Annotated in this window: 19 protein-coding genes; 7 read left to right on the top strand and 12 right to left on the bottom strand. The window is 65.5% G+C overall.

The window, feature by feature from the left end; all coding sequences use genetic code 11:
• Positions 1 to 49 precede the first annotated feature (49 nt).
• Entirely contained in the window at positions 50 to 655 is a 606-nt protein-coding gene (locus ACYCVF_RS30240) for a TetR/AcrR family transcriptional regulator (RefSeq protein ID WP_459596427.1), read from the bottom strand.
• Between the two features lie 129 nt (positions 656 to 784).
• Between ACYCVF_RS30240 and ACYCVF_RS30235 the strand changes: the two genes are divergently transcribed.
• On the top strand, positions 785 to 2,023 hold the full coding sequence (locus tag ACYCVF_RS30235) for an MFS transporter (protein WP_459595227.1): 1,239 nt from the start codon (positions 785 to 787) through the stop codon (positions 2,021 to 2,023).
• A 100-nt stretch (positions 2,024 to 2,123) separates the two neighbouring features.
• Here the strand turns inward: ACYCVF_RS30235 and ACYCVF_RS30230 are convergent, their stop codons facing one another.
• From ACYCVF_RS30230 to topA, 8 genes are all read right to left on the bottom strand, one after another.
• Complete coding sequence (locus ACYCVF_RS30230) at positions 2,124 to 2,837, bottom strand: DUF6064 family protein (RefSeq protein ID WP_459595228.1); 714 nt, start codon at positions 2,835 to 2,837, stop codon at positions 2,124 to 2,126.
• 59 nt (positions 2,838 to 2,896) lie between these two features.
• Complete coding sequence (locus tag ACYCVF_RS30225) at positions 2,897 to 3,403, bottom strand: DUF6789 family protein (RefSeq protein ID WP_459596428.1); 507 nt, start codon at positions 3,401 to 3,403, stop codon at positions 2,897 to 2,899.
• A 251-nt stretch (positions 3,404 to 3,654) separates the two neighbouring features.
• The gene (rpmG, locus tag ACYCVF_RS30220) at positions 3,655 to 3,822 is read right to left on the bottom strand and encodes a 50S ribosomal protein L33 (RefSeq protein ID WP_007603295.1); all 168 of its coding nucleotides are present in this window, start codon (positions 3,820 to 3,822) and stop codon (positions 3,655 to 3,657) included.
• A gap of 124 nt (positions 3,823 to 3,946) precedes the next feature.
• Positions 3,947 to 5,272, bottom strand: a complete 1,326-nt coding sequence (locus ACYCVF_RS30215; RefSeq protein ID WP_459595229.1) for an LLM class flavin-dependent oxidoreductase — start codon at positions 5,270 to 5,272, stop codon at positions 3,947 to 3,949.
• Positions 5,273 to 5,535: 263 nt separating this feature from the next.
• Positions 5,536 to 6,288, bottom strand: coding sequence for an NUDIX hydrolase (locus ACYCVF_RS30210; protein ID WP_459595230.1), 753 nt, complete (start codon positions 6,286 to 6,288; stop codon positions 5,536 to 5,538).
• A gap of 29 nt (positions 6,289 to 6,317) precedes the next feature.
• Positions 6,318 to 6,758 (bottom strand): DUF983 domain-containing protein, encoded by a 441-nt coding sequence (locus ACYCVF_RS30205; RefSeq protein WP_459595231.1) that lies wholly within the window; start codon positions 6,756 to 6,758, stop codon positions 6,318 to 6,320.
• Positions 6,752 to 9,106, bottom strand: a complete 2,355-nt coding sequence (gene rnr, locus ACYCVF_RS30200) for a ribonuclease R (RefSeq protein ID WP_459595232.1) — start codon at positions 9,104 to 9,106, stop codon at positions 6,752 to 6,754. Before rnr ends, ACYCVF_RS30205 begins: the two co-directional genes overlap by 7 nt.
• A gap of 7 nt (positions 9,107 to 9,113) precedes the next feature.
• Positions 9,114 to 11,870: a type I DNA topoisomerase gene (topA, locus tag ACYCVF_RS30195; protein WP_459606455.1), complete on the bottom strand. Its 2,757-nt coding sequence runs from the start codon at positions 11,868 to 11,870 to the stop codon at positions 9,114 to 9,116.
• 252 nt (positions 11,871 to 12,122) lie between these two features.
• Here topA and ACYCVF_RS30190 point away from each other — a divergent pair, with 252 nt between their 5' ends.
• Both ACYCVF_RS30190 and ACYCVF_RS30185 read left to right on the top strand, forming a co-directional pair.
• Positions 12,123 to 12,338 (top strand): hypothetical protein, encoded by a 216-nt coding sequence (locus ACYCVF_RS30190; RefSeq protein WP_459595234.1) that lies wholly within the window; start codon positions 12,123 to 12,125, stop codon positions 12,336 to 12,338.
• Positions 12,339 to 12,354: 16 nt separating this feature from the next.
• Positions 12,355 to 12,651 carry a hypothetical protein gene (locus tag ACYCVF_RS30185; protein ID WP_459595235.1) on the top strand — a complete coding sequence of 99 codons (297 nt, stop codon included), beginning with the start codon at positions 12,355 to 12,357 and terminating at the stop codon, positions 12,649 to 12,651.
• An 85-nt stretch (positions 12,652 to 12,736) separates the two neighbouring features.
• Here ACYCVF_RS30185 and ACYCVF_RS30180 read toward each other — a convergent pair whose 3' ends face one another.
• Positions 12,737 to 13,216 (bottom strand): winged helix-turn-helix transcriptional regulator, encoded by a 480-nt coding sequence (locus tag ACYCVF_RS30180; RefSeq protein WP_459596429.1) that lies wholly within the window; start codon positions 13,214 to 13,216, stop codon positions 12,737 to 12,739.
• 121 nt (positions 13,217 to 13,337) lie between these two features.
• Between ACYCVF_RS30180 and ACYCVF_RS30175 the strand changes: the two genes are divergently transcribed.
• Positions 13,338 to 14,111, top strand: a complete 774-nt coding sequence (locus ACYCVF_RS30175; protein WP_459595236.1) for an SDR family oxidoreductase — start codon at positions 13,338 to 13,340, stop codon at positions 14,109 to 14,111.
• 72 nt (positions 14,112 to 14,183) lie between these two features.
• Here the strand turns inward: ACYCVF_RS30175 and ACYCVF_RS30170 are convergent, their stop codons facing one another.
• Positions 14,184 to 14,792: an FMN-dependent NADH-azoreductase gene (locus ACYCVF_RS30170; protein ID WP_459595237.1), complete on the bottom strand. Its 609-nt coding sequence runs from the start codon at positions 14,790 to 14,792 to the stop codon at positions 14,184 to 14,186.
• An 83-nt stretch (positions 14,793 to 14,875) separates the two neighbouring features.
• On the opposite strand from ACYCVF_RS30170, the gene ACYCVF_RS30165 reads away from it, so the two are divergent.
• Positions 14,876 to 15,310, top strand: coding sequence for a winged helix-turn-helix transcriptional regulator (locus tag ACYCVF_RS30165; RefSeq protein ID WP_459595238.1), 435 nt, complete (start codon positions 14,876 to 14,878; stop codon positions 15,308 to 15,310).
• Positions 15,311 to 15,410: 100 nt separating this feature from the next.
• Here the strand turns inward: ACYCVF_RS30165 and dprA are convergent, their stop codons facing one another.
• Positions 15,411 to 16,553: a DNA-processing protein DprA gene (gene dprA / locus ACYCVF_RS30160; protein WP_459595239.1), complete on the bottom strand. Its 1,143-nt coding sequence runs from the start codon at positions 16,551 to 16,553 to the stop codon at positions 15,411 to 15,413.
• 91 nt (positions 16,554 to 16,644) lie between these two features.
• Here dprA and ACYCVF_RS30155 point away from each other — a divergent pair, with 91 nt between their 5' ends.
• Complete coding sequence (locus ACYCVF_RS30155; protein WP_459595240.1) at positions 16,645 to 17,886, top strand: amidase; 1,242 nt, start codon at positions 16,645 to 16,647, stop codon at positions 17,884 to 17,886.
• 71 nt (positions 17,887 to 17,957) lie between these two features.
• Positions 17,958 to 18,815 carry a helix-turn-helix domain-containing protein gene (locus ACYCVF_RS30150; RefSeq protein WP_459595241.1) on the top strand — a complete coding sequence of 286 codons (858 nt, stop codon included), beginning with the start codon at positions 17,958 to 17,960 and terminating at the stop codon, positions 18,813 to 18,815.
• Positions 18,816 to 18,841: the final 26 nt, after the last annotated feature.

The raw sequence follows: 18,841 nt of genomic DNA, 5'->3' as shown, positions 1-18,841 counted from the left end.
GGTCACCCGCTTTCGCGGGTGATGACATCGAATAATGCGGCAACAGTGTTCAGTGCGGTGTGCGTTTGCCTGACGCCGCCAGCTTCGCATCACCCCCCACATCCACCCCGGCATTGCGCAGCAGCACCTTCGCCGCTTCCTTCGCCGCGCGGGCCATCGCGGGATCATCGCGGACGAGGTCCTGCGCGATGGAGCCATCCACGAGCAGCACGAGCTGCGTCGCGAGCCCCTCCGGATCGGCAACGCCGAGCTCGTTCAACCGATCGCGAAACCAGAGGCGCCGGCTTTCCTTGAAGGCGATCGCGATCTTCTTCACGGCGTGGTCGGCAGGTCCCAGCTCGGCCACCGCGTTCACGAACGGGCAGCCGCGAAAATCCTTGGCCGCAAAGCGCCGCTCCAGCGAATCGAACGTTGCGAGGATCTGCTCGGCCGGCGGCTTGTCGGAGGGGCGCTGAGCGACGAAGCGGCGCTCCAGATACGCCGCGATCAGTGCGTCCTTGGAGGGGAAGTGGTTGTACAGCGTGCGTTTGGAGATGCCGATCTCGGCCGCGATGGTGTCGACGCCGATCGCGCGAATGCCTCGCAGATAGAACAGCTTGTCCGCGGTCGCGAGGATCCGCTCCTTCATCGTCTGTTGTGGGGGCGGGGGAGCCATGCGGCGGCCGACGTCCTGTTGGCTTGACAGCACCCCACAATCATAGCCTAAGTAAACAGGTCTGTGTAACCAAAATCAGCGGCAAAAGCAGACGTCGGCGTTTGCGCCGTGCCCATGAGGGAGAAGAAAATGCCCCTGTTGCAGGTGCTGCGCCCGACACTGCCGATCCTGATCGGCGCCTCCATCATGCTGACGCTGAGCATGGGGCTGCGGCAGAGCCTCGGCATATTCTTGCAGCCCTTGACGCAGGACATCCATATCTCGGTGTCCGATTTCACGCTGGCGCTCGCCGTGCAGAACCTCGCCTGGGGCTTTCTTCAGCCGCTCGCCGGCGCGATGACGGTGCGCTACGGCTTCCGCCCCATCATGATCGTGGGGTCGCTGATGTACATCGCAGGGCTCGCGCTGATGGCGACCGCCAGCGGGCTCACCAGCGTGATGATCGGCGGCGGCATGCTGATCGGCACCTCGATGGCCTGCACCGCGGCGGCGATCGCGATGTCGGTGGCGGCGCGCGCGGTGCCCGAAACGGTGCGCTCCACCGTGCTCGGCATCGTCTCCGGCGCGGGGTCGCTCGGCGCGCTCTTGTCGGCGCCGATCGGGCAGATGCTCAACGAGGGCTTCGGCTGGCGCATCGGCCTTGCCGGCTTCGTCATCATGTCGGTGCTGATGATCCCCGCTGCCTGGTATGCCGGGCGCGTCGACCAGATCCCGCTGCCGAAGCCGGCCGCCGACGAGATCGACGACGCCACGGCTGCGGCGGCCGCGAGGACCGCATTCGGCAATGCCTCCTTCGTGGTGATGACTTGCGCCTATCTCGTCTGCGGCATGCAGCTCGTGTTCCTCACCACGCATCTGCCGTCCTACCTCGCGATCTGCGGCCTCGATCCCATGCTCAGCGCTCAGACCCTCGGGATGATCGGCGGCTTCAACGTGCTGGGCTCGCTGTTCTTCGGCTGGGCCGGCCAACGCTGGAACAAGCTGGCGCTGCTGGGGGCGATCTACATCCTGCGCTCGATCGCGCTCGCCTGGTACTTCATGCTGCCGGCGAGCCCGTTCTCGACGCTGCTGTTCGGCGCCATCATGGGCTTTTTGTGGATGGGCGTCGGCCCGTTGGTCGCAGGCGCCGTCGCCGAGATGTTCGGCCTGCGCTGGCAGGCAATGATCCAGGGCCTCGCCTTCATGAGCCATCAGATCGGCAGCTTCCTCGGCGCCTATGGCGGCGGCGTGATCTACGACACGCTCGGCTCCTACACCATGGCCTGGCGGATCGGCGTGGCGCTGGGTCTGGCCGGCGGCATCGTCCAGGTCGCGTTCGCCCTGATCAGGCCGTCGCGGCCGCCGGCGCCGGTGCTGCGGACCGCGTAGGCGGAGCGCGTGAACGTATTCGTCATGGACGGGAGTTAGAGCGGACGCCACGCGGCTTGGCCGGGATCGTCCGCTTGTCGACCCGAAGCGGACTTCATGTTCACGCCGTCCGTACATCGACGCGACGACTAGCGATGAGAGGAGCGGCGACGAGCCCACTCACCAGCAAGAGCCAATCCTGCGGCACGGCGAGCAGTATGGCGGCGCTGCCGCCGATCAAGGACCAGATGACGGGAACAACAAGAAGCCAGCGCGGCACCGGACCAATGGTCAACAGGAGCATGCCGAACGTGAAGATCGCAACCGGGCACGGCGTGACGCCAAATACCGGAACCGCAGGATAGTGGTGACCTGTGGCCATACCGATCAATGGATAGACAATCGCAGCATAGCCGACCAGTGACGCTCCGACGAAGGCTGCAGCATCGCGGCGGAAGCCGAAGCGCAGCTGATTTGCGTATGCACCCGCCAGGAGGAGGCCACCGCCCTCGATCACGAACAGCATGGCGAAGAGATATGCAGTCTTGTTGATCTGGGAGAACCAGATCCCGTGATAGAGAACGCCGGTCCATATCCACATCGCCGCGAGTACAACCGCGATCGCGCGATTCGATCTCGCCGTTTGCCAGAATAGCAGGAGAACGGCCGCGCCGCCGAGCAGGTAGGCCAGAATCTGGCTCGGCCAGATGGCTTCGTTGTAGTCCGAGAACACCGCAAGAAATTGCTGCTGAGTAAATGGCAGCATCGCCAATGCCTCCAAGCGATCTGTCGCCAGGTAGTCGACCCTCACAGGTCGCCGCTTGATGCGACGCAAGTTGGCCTTCCATGATCCCGGACAGCAGACAATTGGTCAAAAAGCTCGCGGGCGAGCCGCTAAAGCCTTTTTTCGGATCGCTCCAGCAGACCGTAAATCAATCCCATCGTAACGCTATAGGTCGAGAGCATCGCCAACGAGAATGCGGCCGGCCAAAGATCTAGTCCGATGGCGGTTGCAAACGGGCCGAGGCCGACCAGCGGAAATGCGAACACATTCATCACCAGCCAGCCGCAAAGCCCGAAAACCATCCCCTTCGAGGCACCGCTGCGTCCTGGCAAGTATCGATAGAGATAGCCGAAGACGAGGCCGACCGCAGTCGACCCGTTGAAGAACGAGGCCAGCCAAAGAACTTGCGGATGAATGTCGTGCCCGATCAAGTCCGCTGCTGCCACCTGGAAGTTCTCGAACGGCTGGAACGATGGCAGGATTCCGGCCTTTGCCTTGAAGTACATCAGCGCGGTCGAAGCAGTGCTGCCGCTGAGCCCGGATATGGCGGATTTCCAGATCCACTCCCACGCCGTCCGCTCAAGGTGAGGTGAGGTCTTTGGCCCCGCAGTCTGCATGGTCAGCAAGTTTGCCGCGTGCGACCAAGGTCACTTTGATCTGCGTCAACCCGTTTCTGGCCCATGGTCGACATCGGGCGACGCGGTTCGGCAGGTGAGCACTGGTCGCGACGCCGCGACATTCACCTTCGCCGGGACGGGCAGCGGAAGACGCAGCCCCCGTGCAAACGCCAGATGTCGCGATGCAGGGCAGGCCGAAAATGAAAACGGGGCCGCAAGGGCCCCGTCAAAGTCTTCAACGTCCCGCGATCTTACTTGATCTTGGCTTCGCGGAATTCGACGTGCTTGCGCGCAACCGGATCGTACTTCTTCTTGACCAGCTTGTCGGTCATGGTGCGCGAGTTCTTCTTGGCGACGTAGTAGAAGCCGGTGTCGGCCGAGGACACGAGCTTGACCTTGATGGTGACCGCTTTGGCCATGTTCTGAACCTCAGAATATCGGGGAATCTGGAGCCGGCCAAACGGCCCGCGTTGGCCGGCAACCTAGCCAGAAACCGCCTGATGTCAAGGTTTTACACCCCGAAAACCACCCAAATCGGCCCGATCAGGCCTCGAAGAACCGGTTTTTCGGCCGCGGCAGGCCCAGATTCTCCCTCAAAGTGGGCCCTTCATACTCTTTCCGGAAAATCCCCCGGCGCTGCAGTTCGGGGACGACCTTGTCGACGAAATCGTCGAGGCCGGCGGGCAGGAACGGGAACATGATGTTGAAGCCGTCCGAGCCGCGCCCGACCAGCCATTCCTCCATCTGGTCGGCGATCGTCTTGGCCGTGCCGACGAAGGACAGCCCGCCATAGCCGCCGACTCGCTGGGCGAGCTGGCGCACGGTGAGCTTTTCTCGCGCGGCGAGATCGACCATGCGCTGGCGGCCGCTCTTGCTGGCATTGGTCTCGGGGATGTCGGGGAGGGGGCCGTCGGGATCGAAGCCGGAGGCATCGGTGCCGAGGATGACCGAGAGCGAGGCGATGGCGCTGTCGTAATGCACGCGGCTGTCGAGAAGCGCGCGCTTCTCCCTGGCTTCATCGACGCTGTCGCCGACCACCACGAAGGCGCCGGGCAGGATCTTCAGGTGCTCGGGATCGCGGCCGGCTTTCGCCATGCGGCCTTTGATGTCGGCATAGAGCTTTTGTCCGTCGGCGAGGCTGCCGCCGCCGGTGAACACGGCTTCTGCGGTCTCGGCCGCGAGCTGCTTGCCGTCTTCGGATGCGCCGGCCTGCACGATCACCGGCCAGCCCTGCACGGGCCGGGCGATGTTGAGAGGACCGCGCACCTTCAGGTATCTGCCCTTGTGGTCGAGCGTGTGCATCTTCGCGGGATCGAAGAACAGGCCGCTCTCGACGTCTCGCACGAAGGCATCGTCGGCGAAGGAATCCCAGAGGCCGGTGACGACGTCGTAGAATTCGCGGGCACGCTTGTAGCGCTCGGCGTGGTCCATGTGATCGTCGAGGCCGAAATTGAGTGCGGCGTCCGGGTTCGACGTGGTGACGATGTTCCAGCCTGCACGGCCGCCGCTGATGTGATCGAGCGAGGCGAAGCGGCGCGCGACGTGGTAGGGCTCGTCGAAGGTGGTCGAGCCCGTGGCGATCAGGCCGATCCGCTCGGTGACGGCGGAAAGCGCGGACAGCAGCGTGAACGGCTCGAACGAGGTCACGGTGTGGCTGCGCTTGAGCGCGTTGATCGGCATGTTCAGGACGGCGAGGTGATCGGCCATGAAGAAGGCATCGAACTTGCCGGCCTCGAGCTTCCGGATCAGCGTCTTGATGTGCGAGACGTTGAAATTGGCGTCCGGCCAGGCCCCGGGATAGCGCCAGGCGCCGGTGTGGATGCTGATCGGGCGCATGAACGCGCCAAGCTTGAGTTGCCGTTGTGCCATCGCCCGGGGTCCGTTCTTGGTGACGCTCGGGAAGACATAGGGACGCGGCGGAACTCCGCCATTGGGGAAGGCGGGAAGATTATTTTGTTTTTCGACGCTCCCTCAGCACGTCATTCCGGGGCGCCGCGGAGCGGCGAGCCCGGAATCCATCGGGCCGCGGAGACGGTGGATGAATGGATTGCGGGTTCGCGCGACGCGCGCCCCGGAATGACGAGAGGAGAGAGCTGCGTCCCGCAATGACGAACGAGGGCTTGGCGCCGGACCTAGCCCAACATATCCTTCTGCATCTTGCCGCCGTAGAAATGGAAGAACGGCACCGGCGCGTCGTGGCGGAGCGGGCCGGTGGCAAGGCGGACGTCGAGCTCGTTGAGCACGTTGCGTGTCATCGGATGCAGATCGGCGAGCGGTTTCGAGCCGAGCTCGACCCAGACCAGTTCGACCAGCTCGGCGTCGGCATGGATCACGCCCTCGACGCGATGGGTGATCGCGGAGGCGTCCGCGGTGAAGAAGCGGGTGTCGAAGCGCTTGACGCGGCCGGGCGGGGTGATGGCGCGGGCGATCAGGAACAGGCCGGAAGGATCGGGCAGCAGGCCGGCATCCGCGAACGGCTTCCAGGGACCGTCGAGCTTCGGCGCCTTGCCCTCCGCCTTGCGCCCAAGGCAAAGACCGGTCTCCTCGCAGGCTTCGCGGATCGCAGCAATGGCGAGCGATTTGGCGCGTGAGGCCGGGGTCTTCGGGCTGCCCTTGGCGAGATTGGCTTCGAGCTCCGCCGTGACGGGCGCGGCACAGGGGATACGATAATCGGCCTTGTCGACGCGGCCGCCGGGGAAGACGAATTTCCCGGGCATGAACACCACCTTGTCGTGGCGCTTGCCGACCAGCACTTTCGGAACGGCGTCGCTGCGATCGACCAGGATCAGCGTCGCCGCATCCTTCGGGCGGAAATAGGGATGATGGTCGGCTTCCTTCTCCTCGTGAACCTTGGTCTTCTCCTCCGCCTGCGAAATATCCGTCATGTCCTCACCCGAACTGTTGTTCTATCTGCTTACACAGGCGGAATACCATCCGAAGGGGTCTCGTCAAACCCGTGCATGCGCAGAGCCCATTGCAAGCCGACCACAGCTCCCTTCACGGGCTGGAGCAGCGCGAGCGAGGCGACGAAGGTGAAGGGCAGATAGGCTGCGAAGCTGATCCAGACCGGCGTGGTGTAATTGGTCTCGATCCACAAAACGGCCGGCACCACGATGTGACCGACGATGACGATGACGAGATAGGCGGGCAGATCGTCGGCGCGATGCGGCGTGAAATCGAGGCCGCAGCTCGCGCAATTGTCCGCCGTCTTCAGGAAGGCGCGGAACAGCTTTCCCTCGCCGCAGCGCGGGCAGCGGCCGCGAAAGCCGCGTTTCATCGCTGCAAAGACGTCGCGCTTCTCGACGAGGCCGGTCTCGCGTGTCCAGATCTTCGGGGCCGTGCTCATCGTCACCATGCCTTGCCTTTCTGTCCCTTGCCTTTGTCCTTGCCTTTGCCCTTGCTCTTCTTCCCCTTGCCGGACTTTTGCTTCTCCGGCTTGCGTTTTCTCTCCGGGCTGCGTCCGGGATGCGGCTTGGATGATTTTCGCTGTGGGCGTAACTGCCGGCGCTCGCGCTGGCCGCTCCCGCTCTCCGACGACAGCAGCTCGAAGCGGAGCGCGCCTGCGATCGGGGCTGCTTCGACCAGACGGACATCCACGACGTCACCGAGCTGGTACATGGTGCCGCTGCGCGTGCCGACCAGCGCGTGCCGGCCCTCGTCATAGTTGAAATATTCCGTGCCGAGGGATCGGATCGGGATCAATCCGTCGGCGCCGGTCTCGCTCAGCTTCACGAACAGGCCGGCGCGGGTGACGCCGGAGACGCGGCCCTGGAAGCTTGCGCCGATGCGGTCGGCGAGGTGATGCGCGATCAGGCGATCGACGGTCTCTCGCTCCGCCTTCATCGCGCGCCGCTCGGTCACCGAAATATGCGCGGCGACTTCGCCGAGCGATTCCGGCGTCGCGCTGTCGGGCAGCGCGCCTTCGCCGAGGCCAAGGGCGCGGACCAGCGCGCGGTGCACGACGAGGTCGGCGTAGCGGCGGATCGGCGAGGTGAAATGCGCATAGCGGCGCAGGTTCAGGCCGAAATGACCGTAGTTCTCGGAGGAATATTCCGCCTGCGCCTGGGCGCGGAGCACGACTTCGCTCACCAGAGGGTAGTAGTCGTGGCCTTCGAGCTGGGCGAGCACGCGGTTGAAGAGCGTCGGGCGCAGCGCGCCCGATTTCGTGAAGGGGACGTCGAGCGTCTCCAGGAACTCTGCGAGGGCGTGGACCTTCTCCAGCGTCGGCTCGTCATGCACGCGGTAGATCAGCGGCAGCGATTTCTTTTCCAGCATCTCCGCAGCGGCGACGTTGGCGAGGATCATGAACTCCTCGATCAGCTTGTGCGCGTCGAGCCGCTCAGGCACGACGACGCGGTCGACCGTGCCGTCGTTCTTGAGCAGGATCTTTCGCTCGGGCAGATCGAGATTGAGCGGGTCGCGCTCGTCACGCGCGCGTTTGGCGCAGGAATAGGCGGCATAGAGCGGCTTCAGGATCGGATCGAGCAGGGGGCCGGTGATATCGTCAGGCTTTCCGTCGATCGCGGCCTGGGCCTGCGCATAGCTCAGCTTCGCGGCCGAGCGCATCAGGATGCGGTGGAAGCTGTGCGAGCGCTTGCGCCCGTCGGGGCCTAGCACCATGCGCACCGCGAGCGCGCCGCGCGGCTCGCCGGGTACCAGCGAGCAGAGATTGTTGGAGATGCGCTCGGGCAGCATCGGCACGACGCGGTCGGGGAAATAGACCGAGTTGCCGCGGTCGAGCGCGTCGCGATCGAGCGCACTGCCTGACCGGACGTAAAAACTCACATCGGCAATGGCGACGTTGACGATGAAGCCGCCCTTGTTGTTGGGATCGTCATCGGGCTGCGCGTGGACCGCGTCGTCGTGATCCTTCGCATCGGGCGGATCTATGGTGACGAGCGGGACGTCGCGCCAATCCTCGCGCCCCTTCAGATTGGCGGGCTCAGCCGCCTCCGCCTCGCGCTCGGCGGCGGGCGAGAATTGCAGGGGGATGTCGTGGGCATAGATCGCGATCAGGCTGATCGCCTTCTCGGACTTGACCGAGCCGAGCTTCTCCTTCACGCGGCCCGAAGCAAGGCCAAAGCCGCGCGAGCGGACGATGTCGACGCTGACGAGGTCGCCATCCTGCGCGCCACCTGTATCGGTCCTGGCGATGTTCAGCTCGCGGTCGGCGAACTTCTTGTCGACGGGAACGAGCCGTCCGCCGCCCTCGGGAAGCTCGCGGAATACGCCGAGGATGCGGCTCCTGGCCTTGTCGATGACCTTGATGATGCGGCCGCGCCAGGCAGGGCCTTCGGTCTCGTCCGAGCGCTCGACGCGCAGCAGCGCGCGGTCGCCGACACCGGCGGCGGTGCCGGGCTTCGGCCGGCGCGGGATCTCGATGAGGATCTTGGGAGGCTCGCCGCTCTCGACCTCGTCCCATTCGGCGGGGGAGGCGATCAATTCGCCGTCGGAGTCGCGGCCGGTGATGTCCGCGAGCAGCGTCGGCGGAAGCGTATCCGGCTCCGAGATCTTGTGGCGCTTCTTCTTGACGATGCCGTCGTCGGCGAGCTCGCGCAGCATGCGCCTGAGCTCGGCACGGTCGGCGTTCTTCAGACCGAACTCGCGCGCAATGTCGCGGGTCCCGACATTTCCCTGGTTTGCCTTGATGAAGGCGACGATGGCGCTCCTGTCGGGAAAGCCATGGTCTTTCTTGCGTTTCACTTAGCCTCTAATTCTTGCCGGCACTTTTCTTGGCCGGAGCCTTGCCGGCGGCGGCCTTGGTCGGCGACGTTTTGGCGGTCGACGGCACGGCGGCGCGCGCCTTGCTGGTGGATTCGGATTTGGGTTTGGCCGCGGCTTTTTTCGCGGCCGGTTTCTTCGGCTTCGGCGGGGTGTCATCGCCGCCCGCAGCCGTCTCGGCGGCCTTTTTGGCCTTGGCCGGCTTTGCCGCCTTCTTCGCCTTGCCGCCAGCCTTGCCGCCGCCCTTGGCGGCGCGCTCGTCGATCAGCGCGATCGCCTGCGGCAGGGTGATCATATCCTTCTCGAACTCGGCAGGGATGGTCGCGTTGACGCCGCCGGCCGTGACATAGGCGCCGTAGCGGCCGCTCTTGACGGTGACGGTGCCCAGCGTCGGATGATCACCGATCGCCTTGCCGGGATCGGCGCCGAAGCGGCGGCTCGGGCCTTTGGCGACCTTCTCTGCGATCAGCGTCACCGCGCGGTTGAGGCCGATGTCGAACACTTCGTCACCGGCTTCCAGGCTGGCATAGGTCTTCTCGTGCTTCACGAACGGCCCGAAGCGGCCGAGACCGGCGACGATCGGCTGGCCGGTTTCGGGGTGCTTGCCGATCTCCCGCGGCAGCGACAGCAGTTTCAGCGCGAGCTCGAGGTCGACATCGCCCGGTGAGGTGCCCTTGGGAATCCCTGCGCGCTTCGGCTTCTCGCCTTCCGCATAATCCTTCTGCTCGCCGAGCTGGATGTAGGGCCCGAAGCGGCCGGCCTTGACCCAGACGTCGAAGCCGGTGTCGGGATCCTGGCCGAGCGAACGGTCGGCGGTCGCCTCGCTGTCGGCGGCGAGCTGACGGGTGTAGCGGCATTCCGGGTAGTTCGAGCAGCCGACGAAGGCGCCGAACTTGCCGGCCTTGAGGTTCAGCCGGCCGGTGCCGCAGTTGGGGCACTGCCTGACGTCGCCGCCGTCGGCGCGGGGCGGATAGATGTGCGGCCCCAGCATCTCGTCGAGCACGTCGAGCACCTGCGCGACGCGCAAATCCTTGATGTCGTCGACGGCGCCGATGAAGTCGCGCCAGAAATCCTTCAGCACCTGCTGCCAGGAGATCTCGTTGTTGGAGATGCGGTCGAGCTGCTCCTCCAGCGCGGCGGTGAAATCGTATTCGACGTAGCGGCTGAAGAAGCTCTCCAGGAACGCGATCACGACGCGGCCCTTGTCCTCGCCGTACAGACGCTTCTTCTCCAGCTTGACGTAGCCGCGGTCCTTCAGCACCTGCAGGATCGAGGCGTAGGTCGAGGGACGGCCGATGCCGAGCTCTTCCATGCGCTTGACGAGGGATGCTTCCGAGAATCGCGGCGGCGGCTCGGTGAAGTGCTGGGTGACGGACAGGCTCTGCCGTTTCGCGGCCTCGCCCGGGCTCATCGCGGGCAGACGGCGGGAGTCTTCGTCTTCCTCGTCGTCGCGGCCCTCCTGGTAGAGCGCGAGGAAACCATCGAACTTGACGACCTGGCCGGTGGCACGCAGCTCCAGCGTGCGGGAGCCTGCCTTCGCCGCGATGTCGACGGTGGTGCGCTCGAGTTCGGCAGATTCCATCTGGCTCGCGATCGCGCGCTTCCAGATCAGCTCATAGAGTTTCGCCTGATCCGCATCGAGCTTGCGGCTCAGGCTGTCGGGGCGGCGCGACAGGTCGGTCGGGCGGATCGCCTCGTGGGCCTCCTGCGCGTTCTTCGCCTTGGCCTGGTACTGGCGCGGAGCCTCCGGCACGTAGGCGTTGCCGTAATCCTCGGCGATCACCTTGCGCGCCTGGGTGATCGCGGACGGATCGATCTGAACGCCGTCGGTGCGCATATAAGTAATGAGTCCGGTGGTCTCGCCGCCGATGTCGATGCCTTCATAGAGGCGCTGGGCGATGCGCATCGTGTGCGCCGGCGCAAAGCCGTATTTGCGGCTGGCTTCCTGCTGCAGCGTGGAGGTGGTGAAGGGCGCCTGCGGATTGCGCCGGGCCGGCTTGGCGTCGACCGCGGTCACGGTGTAGCTGGCGGCTTCCAGCGCCTTCTTGAAATCTTCGGCTTCCGTGCCGGTGCCGATGTCGAGCCGCTGGATCTTCTTGCCGTCCGCCCCGACCAGGCGGGCCTCGAAGGCGTCGCCGCGGGGGGTGAGCAGGGTCGCGATCAGCGACCAATATTCGCGCGGCACGAACTTCTCGATCTCGAGCTCGCGGTCGCAGACGAGGCGCAGCGCCACCGACTGCACGCGGCCGGCCGACCGGGCGCCCGGCAGCTTGCGCCACAGCACCGGAGAGAGGGTAAAGCCGACGAGGTAGTCGAGCGCGCGGCGCGCCATATAGGCATCGACCAGCGCGCCATCGATCTGGCGCGGATGCTTCATCGCGTCCGAGACCGCCTGCTTGGTGATGGCGTTGAACACCACTCGCTCGATCTTCTGGTCCGTGAGCGCGCGCTTCTCCTTCAGCACCTCCAGCACGTGCCAGGAGATCGCCTCGCCCTCCCGATCAGGGTCGGTGGCCAGAATCAGGCGGTCGGCGCCCTTCAGGGACTTGGCGATCTCGTTGAGCCGGCCGGCAGCCTTGGGATCGACCTCCCAGATCATCTTGAAATTGGCATCGGGATCGACGGAGCCGTTCTTCGCGGGCAGGTCGCGGACATGGCCGAACGAGGCCAGAACCTCGTAGGACGAGCCCAAATACTTATTGATCGTCTTGGCTTTCGCCGGCGACTCCACGATGACGATATTCATGTAGTTCCAGTAACTTATGGGGAAATCTTGGGCCGAAAACGAAAGGATTCGGGTCGGCCGTTTCGACTCGAACATGGGTGGTGAGGCCGTTCCTGTCAAATCGAGGGGTGTTGACGGCGCCGGCGGTGGGGAAAGTTTCATATCGAGAAAGTTGTAAATTACCACCTTTCAGTTGCGGGGACTGTCGGCGTAGAGTCCCTCCGGGGCGCGGATTCGGGGTGGAGGTTGGTGACCAAACCAGGAAGGAAACGCGTGCGCGCGCGTTCCGGCGCGCAGGCACGTCCGCGGGGCGACGAACCCGGCGAAGGCGGGGCGGATGAGGCCGTCGCCTTCATCGCCGAGCAGGTGGCGGCCTTGCGCAAACTCGCGGAGCGGCACAAGCTCGATGTACTGCATTATTTGCTGGGCATGACCAAGCTGGAAGCCGACGAGCATCTGCGTCTGCGGAGCAAGCGCAAGCTCTCGTGAGGGGCGAGCCTTGCTCGTGAACTGCCGCGCTGCTCCCGGCGACCGAGCCGATGTGAAGAACGCCTTCAAACTCTCGACCCCAGCCGACCAATTGCGCAGCGATGTCCGCAGTCCCGTGATCGCCGCCTTGTTGATCGGAGGATTGATCCTCTGGTTCGCGATCGGCGGCCGGACGGATGGCGTCATCTATCGCGGCATCGACCAGGCATGGGCGGAGCCCGGTATCGTCCATCTCTGGACGAATCCAGCGGGCAATTACGCGATCGAGCGCAATGCGGAAATTGCCGCCATGGAAGGTCGGGTGCCTCTATGATCTCACCTACGATGTCGCGTTCGGCCGGCATCAGAGCAATGACCGCATCAAACGGTCCGCCGGGTTGCTCTCGTCGGATGCCAGACTAGCCGGACCGGCTCCGGCCAGCCACCTTCGATGACCGGCGCGGCTTGAGCGCCGTGTCGCCTGGTGCGAGCAGCCGCCCATCCTCGGCGCGCATTTCCAGCTTCTTCACCGGGCGGCCTTTGTCGCGATCGACGAGAATGGTCGCGATCTCCTCGGGGTGATCGTCGAACTCCTCGCTCCATTGCCGCAGCGCGACCAGGATCGGGAAGGTGCCGCGGCCCTTCGGCGTCAGCACATATTCCTGATAGGCGCTGCCGTCGGAGGCGGGCGCCGTTGCCAGGATGCCGTGGTCGACCAGCGATCGCAGGCGCGCGGCCAGAATATTCTTGGCCATGCCGAGCCTGCTCTGAAACTCGCCGAAGCGGCGGACGCCGAACAGCGCCTCGCGGATGATCAGCAGCGACCACCAGTCGCCGAGCGCCTCCAGCGACCGCGCGATCGGGCAGGCATCGCCCTCGAAGCTGGTTCGTTTCACCATCATCCCTGTCCTTTCGCGTTCGCCCGATCCCGGTGGCGATCACGCGCTTGTGTGGTTGCATCATAAAACCAAATGACCTAGATCGCAATCCGGTTTTATTATGCAACCACTGGAGGCGAACGTGAGATTGACGAACAAGACGGCCTTGATCACCGGCGGCAACAGCGGCATCGGCCTCGCGACCGCAAAACTGTTCGTGGCCGAGGGCGCCAAGGTGGTGATCACCGGGCGCAACAAGGAAACGCTGGCGGCGGCCGCCAAGGAACTCGGCCCGAACGCGCTCGCCTTGCCTGCCGATGCGACCGACATCGCGGCGACGGAAGCCGCGATCAAGCAGGGCGCGGAAAAGTTCGGCAAGTTCGACGCCGTCTTCGCCAACGCGGGCATCGCCGGCGGCACGCCGCTGGGATCGGCGACGCTGGACGTGTTCGAGAAGGTCATCAGCACGAACCTGACCGGCGTGTTCTTCACCGTCCAATCCGCGCTGCCTCATCTGAACGACAACGCCTCGATCGTCCTCAATGGCTCGGTGATCTCGGTGCTCGGCATTCCCGGTTACTCCGCTTACGGCGCCGCCAAGGCCGGGGTGCGCGCGATGGCGCGGATCATGGCTTCGGAGCTGTCGCCGCGCGGCATTCGCGTCAACGTCGTTGCGCCGGGCGCGATCCGCACACCGATCTGGGGACCTGCGGTCGCAACACCGGAGGCCGAGAAGGCGTTCGAGAAGCGGATCGCGCTGTCGACGCCGCTCGGCCGCATCGGCGAAACCGATCACGTTGCGAAGACGGTGCTGTTCCTCGCATCCGATGATTCCGCGCATGTACAGGGGCAGGAGATCTTCGTCGACGGCGGCGCGGTTGCCTCTCCGAGTGGCGCGCCGATCTATCGCGGCTGATCGCTGCAACCGAGCTCGTTCTCGTCCGGCGCAAGACGCACCTTGCGCCGGACGATTCAGGCGTGGCGAACGTTATGCCGCGTGCAGGCTGGTCGCGGCCTGAAGTGCGCCGGCGAGTCCCTTTTCGCGGTGATCCGGCCCAAGCTGGATCCCATCGGCGGAGATGAATTCGGGGTTGGTGATGCCGATGAACCCGAACACCCAGCGCAGATAGGTTTCGAGATGCTCGCCAGCTGCGGCGGGCGAGCCTGCGCCGTAATGGCCGCCGCGTGAGATCGCGACGATCACGCGCTTGCCGCCGGCGAGCCCCTCCGGCCCGGCCGCGCCGTATTTGAAGGTCTTCCCCACCACCAGGATGCGGTCGATCCAGGCCTTGAGCTGGCTCGGAATGGTGAAATTGTACATGGGCGCGCCGATCACGACGACATCGGCCGCCAGGAATTCGTCGAGCACGGCCGCGCTGGCGGCGAGGTCGGGCGCGAGCTCCGCCGGCGCCGGTGCGCCTTGCGCGGCCGCCAGATGCGAGCCGGAGAGATGGGCGAGCGGTGTCTGGCTCAGGTCGCGATATGTGATGTCGAGTGCGGGGGTCGCCTGCCGCAGACGGTCGACGATGGCGGCGGAAACCTGGCGGCTGACGGAGTGGGGGCCGAGCACGCTGGAGTCGATATGGAGCAGTTTCATTTGGGGTCACCCTGGTATAGGTTTGTAACCAGAGCTACATGAGTGACTGTCGAAATCCCCGCAAGAACGCACTTTTTTGAGCCATGGGCACATCATTGAAACCTGAGAACACCGATTTACCTGCCGCGGCGAGGCTTGTTCCAGGTCAGGATCAAAGGCCAGACCCCAACCATGCGGACTGCCGCGGGGTCGCCTCCGTGCTGTCCCGCGTCGGCGACAAATGGAGCGTGTTCGTCATCATGATGCTCAGCGACGGGCCGAAGCGCTTCAATGAGCTCAAGCGCATGATCAACGGCATCTCGCAGCGGATGCTGACTTTGACGCTGCGCGGCCTCGAGCGCGACGGCCTGGTCACGCGCACGATCTTTCCGACCATTCCGCCGCGGGTCGACTATGAGCTCACCGATCTCGGGCGCGGTCTCCAGCAGCCGGTGAAAGCGCTCGGCGAGTGGGCCATCTCGCATCAGGAGCAGATCGCGGCCGCGCGCACGCGGTTTGATGAGCGAAACGGGGGCTGAAGCCTCATGAAGCTGGATTGATCGACTGTCTGCGGTTCGCCACTCCTACGGGAGAGGTGAACCCGCGGCGCGCATCGATTCAACCAATACTCATTACGGTTTACAGTAACGACACCAACCCGCCGCCTTGACGTTCAAGGCGGCCGGCGAGCTCGAGCTCCAGCAGCACGGTGCGCACGATTGCGGGCGAGGCGCCGGACATCCGCACGAGATCGTCGATCGAGATCGGGGCTGGGCCGAGCAGGTTGGTGATCTGATCGCGGTCATGGCTCCGCGGATCACTCTCGAACGGCTCGGTGTCGGGCTCGCCTGCGGGGTGCATCAGGGGCCGCTCCATGATCGGCTCAACCGCGTTGATGATGTCGGCTGCTTCGGTGACGAGCGTCGCGCCCTGCTTGATCAGATCGTTGGCGCCGGCGGCACGCGGATCGAGCGGCGAGCCCGGCACCGCGAACACCTCGCGGCCCTGTTCGGCCGCCATGCGCGCCGTGATCAGCGAACCGGAGCGGTGTGCGGCCTCCACTACGACGACGCCGAGCGAGGCGCCCGAGATCAATCGGTTGCGGCGGGGAAAGTCGCGGGCGCGCGGCTCGTGGCCGAGCGGCATCTCGGAGATCGCGGCACCCGCGTGGTCGAGGATCGCGGCGAGCAGGTCGCCATGCTCGGGCGGATAGATGCAATCATGGCCGCCGGCCAGCACCGCGGTCGTGCCGCTCTCGATGCTCGTGCGATGCGCCGCCTGATCGACGCCGCGGGCAAGGCCGGAGATGACGACGAAGCCGGCGTCGCCGAGCTCGCGCGCGAGCTGGCCGGCGAACTTCAAGCCGGCGCCGGACGCGTTGCGCGAGCCGACGATGGCGATCATGGGCCGCATCAGGGTCTTGGCGTCGCCGCGCACGGCGAGCAGCGGCGGTGCATCGTCGATCATCGCCAGCCGCGTCGGATAGCCGTCCTCGCCCGGCGCGAGCCAGGCGATGCCGTACTTGCGGCTTGCGGCAAGCTCGGCCTTCGCCTCGTCTGCGCTGCAGATGCGGGCTGATCGCTGGGCGCCGCCGCGGCGGGCCAGATCCGGCAGGCGCTCCAGCGCGGCACGCGGGCTGCCAAAATGATCGACCAGCGAACGGAAGGTGCGCGGCCCGACATTGTCGGAACGGATCAGCCGCAGGCGGTCGATCCGCTCTTGCTCGGTCAGCTCCACGCTCGGATTGATGGCGTCCACGGTGTCTCCTTGTGGGGGCAGCATGGAACAACCTGAGAGCGTTGTGCAACAGTGACGTGCGCTTGCGCGACCTCGCTGCGATGCTAAAAGCGATCAAAATAACAAGGATGTTGTCATGATCTCACTCGCCGAACTCCAGCGCCGTATTGAATCCGGCGAGTTGTCGCCTGATGCCGCCATTGCGCAATCGCACGCGGCGATCGAGGCCAGGGAGAAGGACGTCCGCGCCTTCGTCCGCCATGACAAGGCTGCCAAGGCGCAAGCCTCCGGTCCGCTGCGCGGCATCGCCGTCGGCATCAAGGACATCATCGACACCGCCAATATGCCGACCGAGATGGGCTCGGAGATCTATCGCGGCTGGCAGCCGCGCGCCGATGCGCCGGTCGTGATGATGCTGAAGCGGGCGGGCGCCACCATCATCGGCAAGACCACGACCACCGCGTTCGCCTCGCGCGACCCGACGCCGACGCGCAATCCCCACAATACAGGTCATTCGCCGGGTGGCTCCTCCGCGGGCTCGGCTGCGGCCGTTGGCGCCGGCATGATCCCGCTGGCGCTGGGCACCCAGACGGGCGGCTCGGTGATCCGGCCCGCCGCCTATTGCGGGACGGCCGCGATCAAGCCGTCGTTCCGGATGCTGCCGACGGTCGGTGTGAAGTGCTATTCGTGGGCGCTCGACACCGTCGGCCTGTTCGGCGCGCGCGCGGAAGATCTTGCGCGCGGGCTTCTGGCGATGACCGGTCGCAGCGAATTTTCCGGCATCACGCCGGCGAAAGCGCCGCGCATCGGCGTGGTCAGGCAGGAATTTGCCGGTGCCGTAGAGCCGGCCGCGGAGCAGGGCTTGCAGGCTGCGATCAAGGCGGCCGAACGCGCCGGCGCCAGCGTGCAGACCATCGATCTGCCCGAGGCGGTGCAGGAGGCCTGGCGCATCCACCCCATCATTCAGGATTTCGAGGCGCATCGCGCGCTCGCCTGGGAGTTTTCGGAGCGTCACGACGAGATCGCGCCGATGCTGCGTGCCAGTCTCGATGCGACGGTCGGGCTGACGCCGAAGGAATATGACGAGGCGCGCCGCGTCAGTCGCCGCGGCCGCCGCGATCTCGGTGAGGTCTTCGAAGGCGTCGACGTGCTCTTGACCTATTCGGCGCCGGGCACCGCGCCGGCCAAGGAGCTCGCGAGCACAGGCGATCCCCGGTACAATCGCCTCTGGACGCTGATGGGAAATCCCTGCGTCAACGTGCCGGCGCTGAAGGTCGGTGGCCTGCCGATCGGCGTGCAGGTGATCGCGCGCTTCGGCAACGATCCGCTCGCACTTGCGGCGGCATGGTTCCTGGAGGAGGCTCTGGCGCGGGCGTGAGGCGTGCACCTCAACTTCATGTGAGCGCTGCGGATGCAACCGGGCCGTGGCTGGGCCGACCAACTGAACTCATGACTCTGCAGAACCCACACAGCACAGCCGGCTCGAAGTTCTTCAGCGCTGGCGAAGGCCTCGACGGTATCGTCGAGGCGTTTTGCGATATCGATCTCGCCGACGCCGCAATCGCCCGTGCGTGCACCATCAAGGTGCTGCCGACGACGTCGCCCGTCGTCATCGTACACTACCGCGCCCCGATGGCATCGCAGCGCGGTACCTACAAGCGCACCATCAACGGCATGCACACCCGTGCCGCGACGTTGAAGCCGTGCGGACCGGTCGGCGCCGTGCTGGTTCGGCTCAAGGCCGACGCGGCCGACCGCGTGCTCGGCGTGAGGCCTGCCGACTTGCTCGATGCCAGCATCGAGCTGTCGGACATCTTTGGTGACGGTGCTGCCGCGCAGCTCGAGGCGCAACTGGGCGAGGCCGGCAGCGCAGCTGCGCGCGTTGCCTGCATGCAGGACTTTCTCCGGACGAGGACAGGACCGAGTCGTCTCGATCCGCTGGCGGTGCAGGCGATGCGTGCGATCCAGCGCAATCCGTCGATCTCCATGCGCCGGCTTGCCGGACATCTCGACATCGGCGAGCGCAGCCTGCAACGGCGCTTCAAGGCGGAGACCGGCGCGAGCGCAAAGCAGTTCGCGCGGATCGAGCGGATGCAGCAGGCGGTCGGCGCATATCGCGCCGGTCTTGATTGGGCCGGAGTCGCGCATGCGAGCGGCTTCACCGACCAGGCGCATCTGATCCGCGATTTCCGCGCGCTTGCGGGTCGGCCGCCGGAAGCATTCTGCCGGTGTGCCGCTGCCGAGCGCGTGCAAGCCTGGAACACGGAACTCGCCGCGTCGGATTTTTACAATACGTTCGTCGCCTAGGAAGCTACCAGCGCGTCTCCCCGCCC

This window comes from Bradyrhizobium cedriense, assembly GCF_054602315.1.
This window is presented reverse-complemented; position numbering and strand designations above follow the sequence as displayed.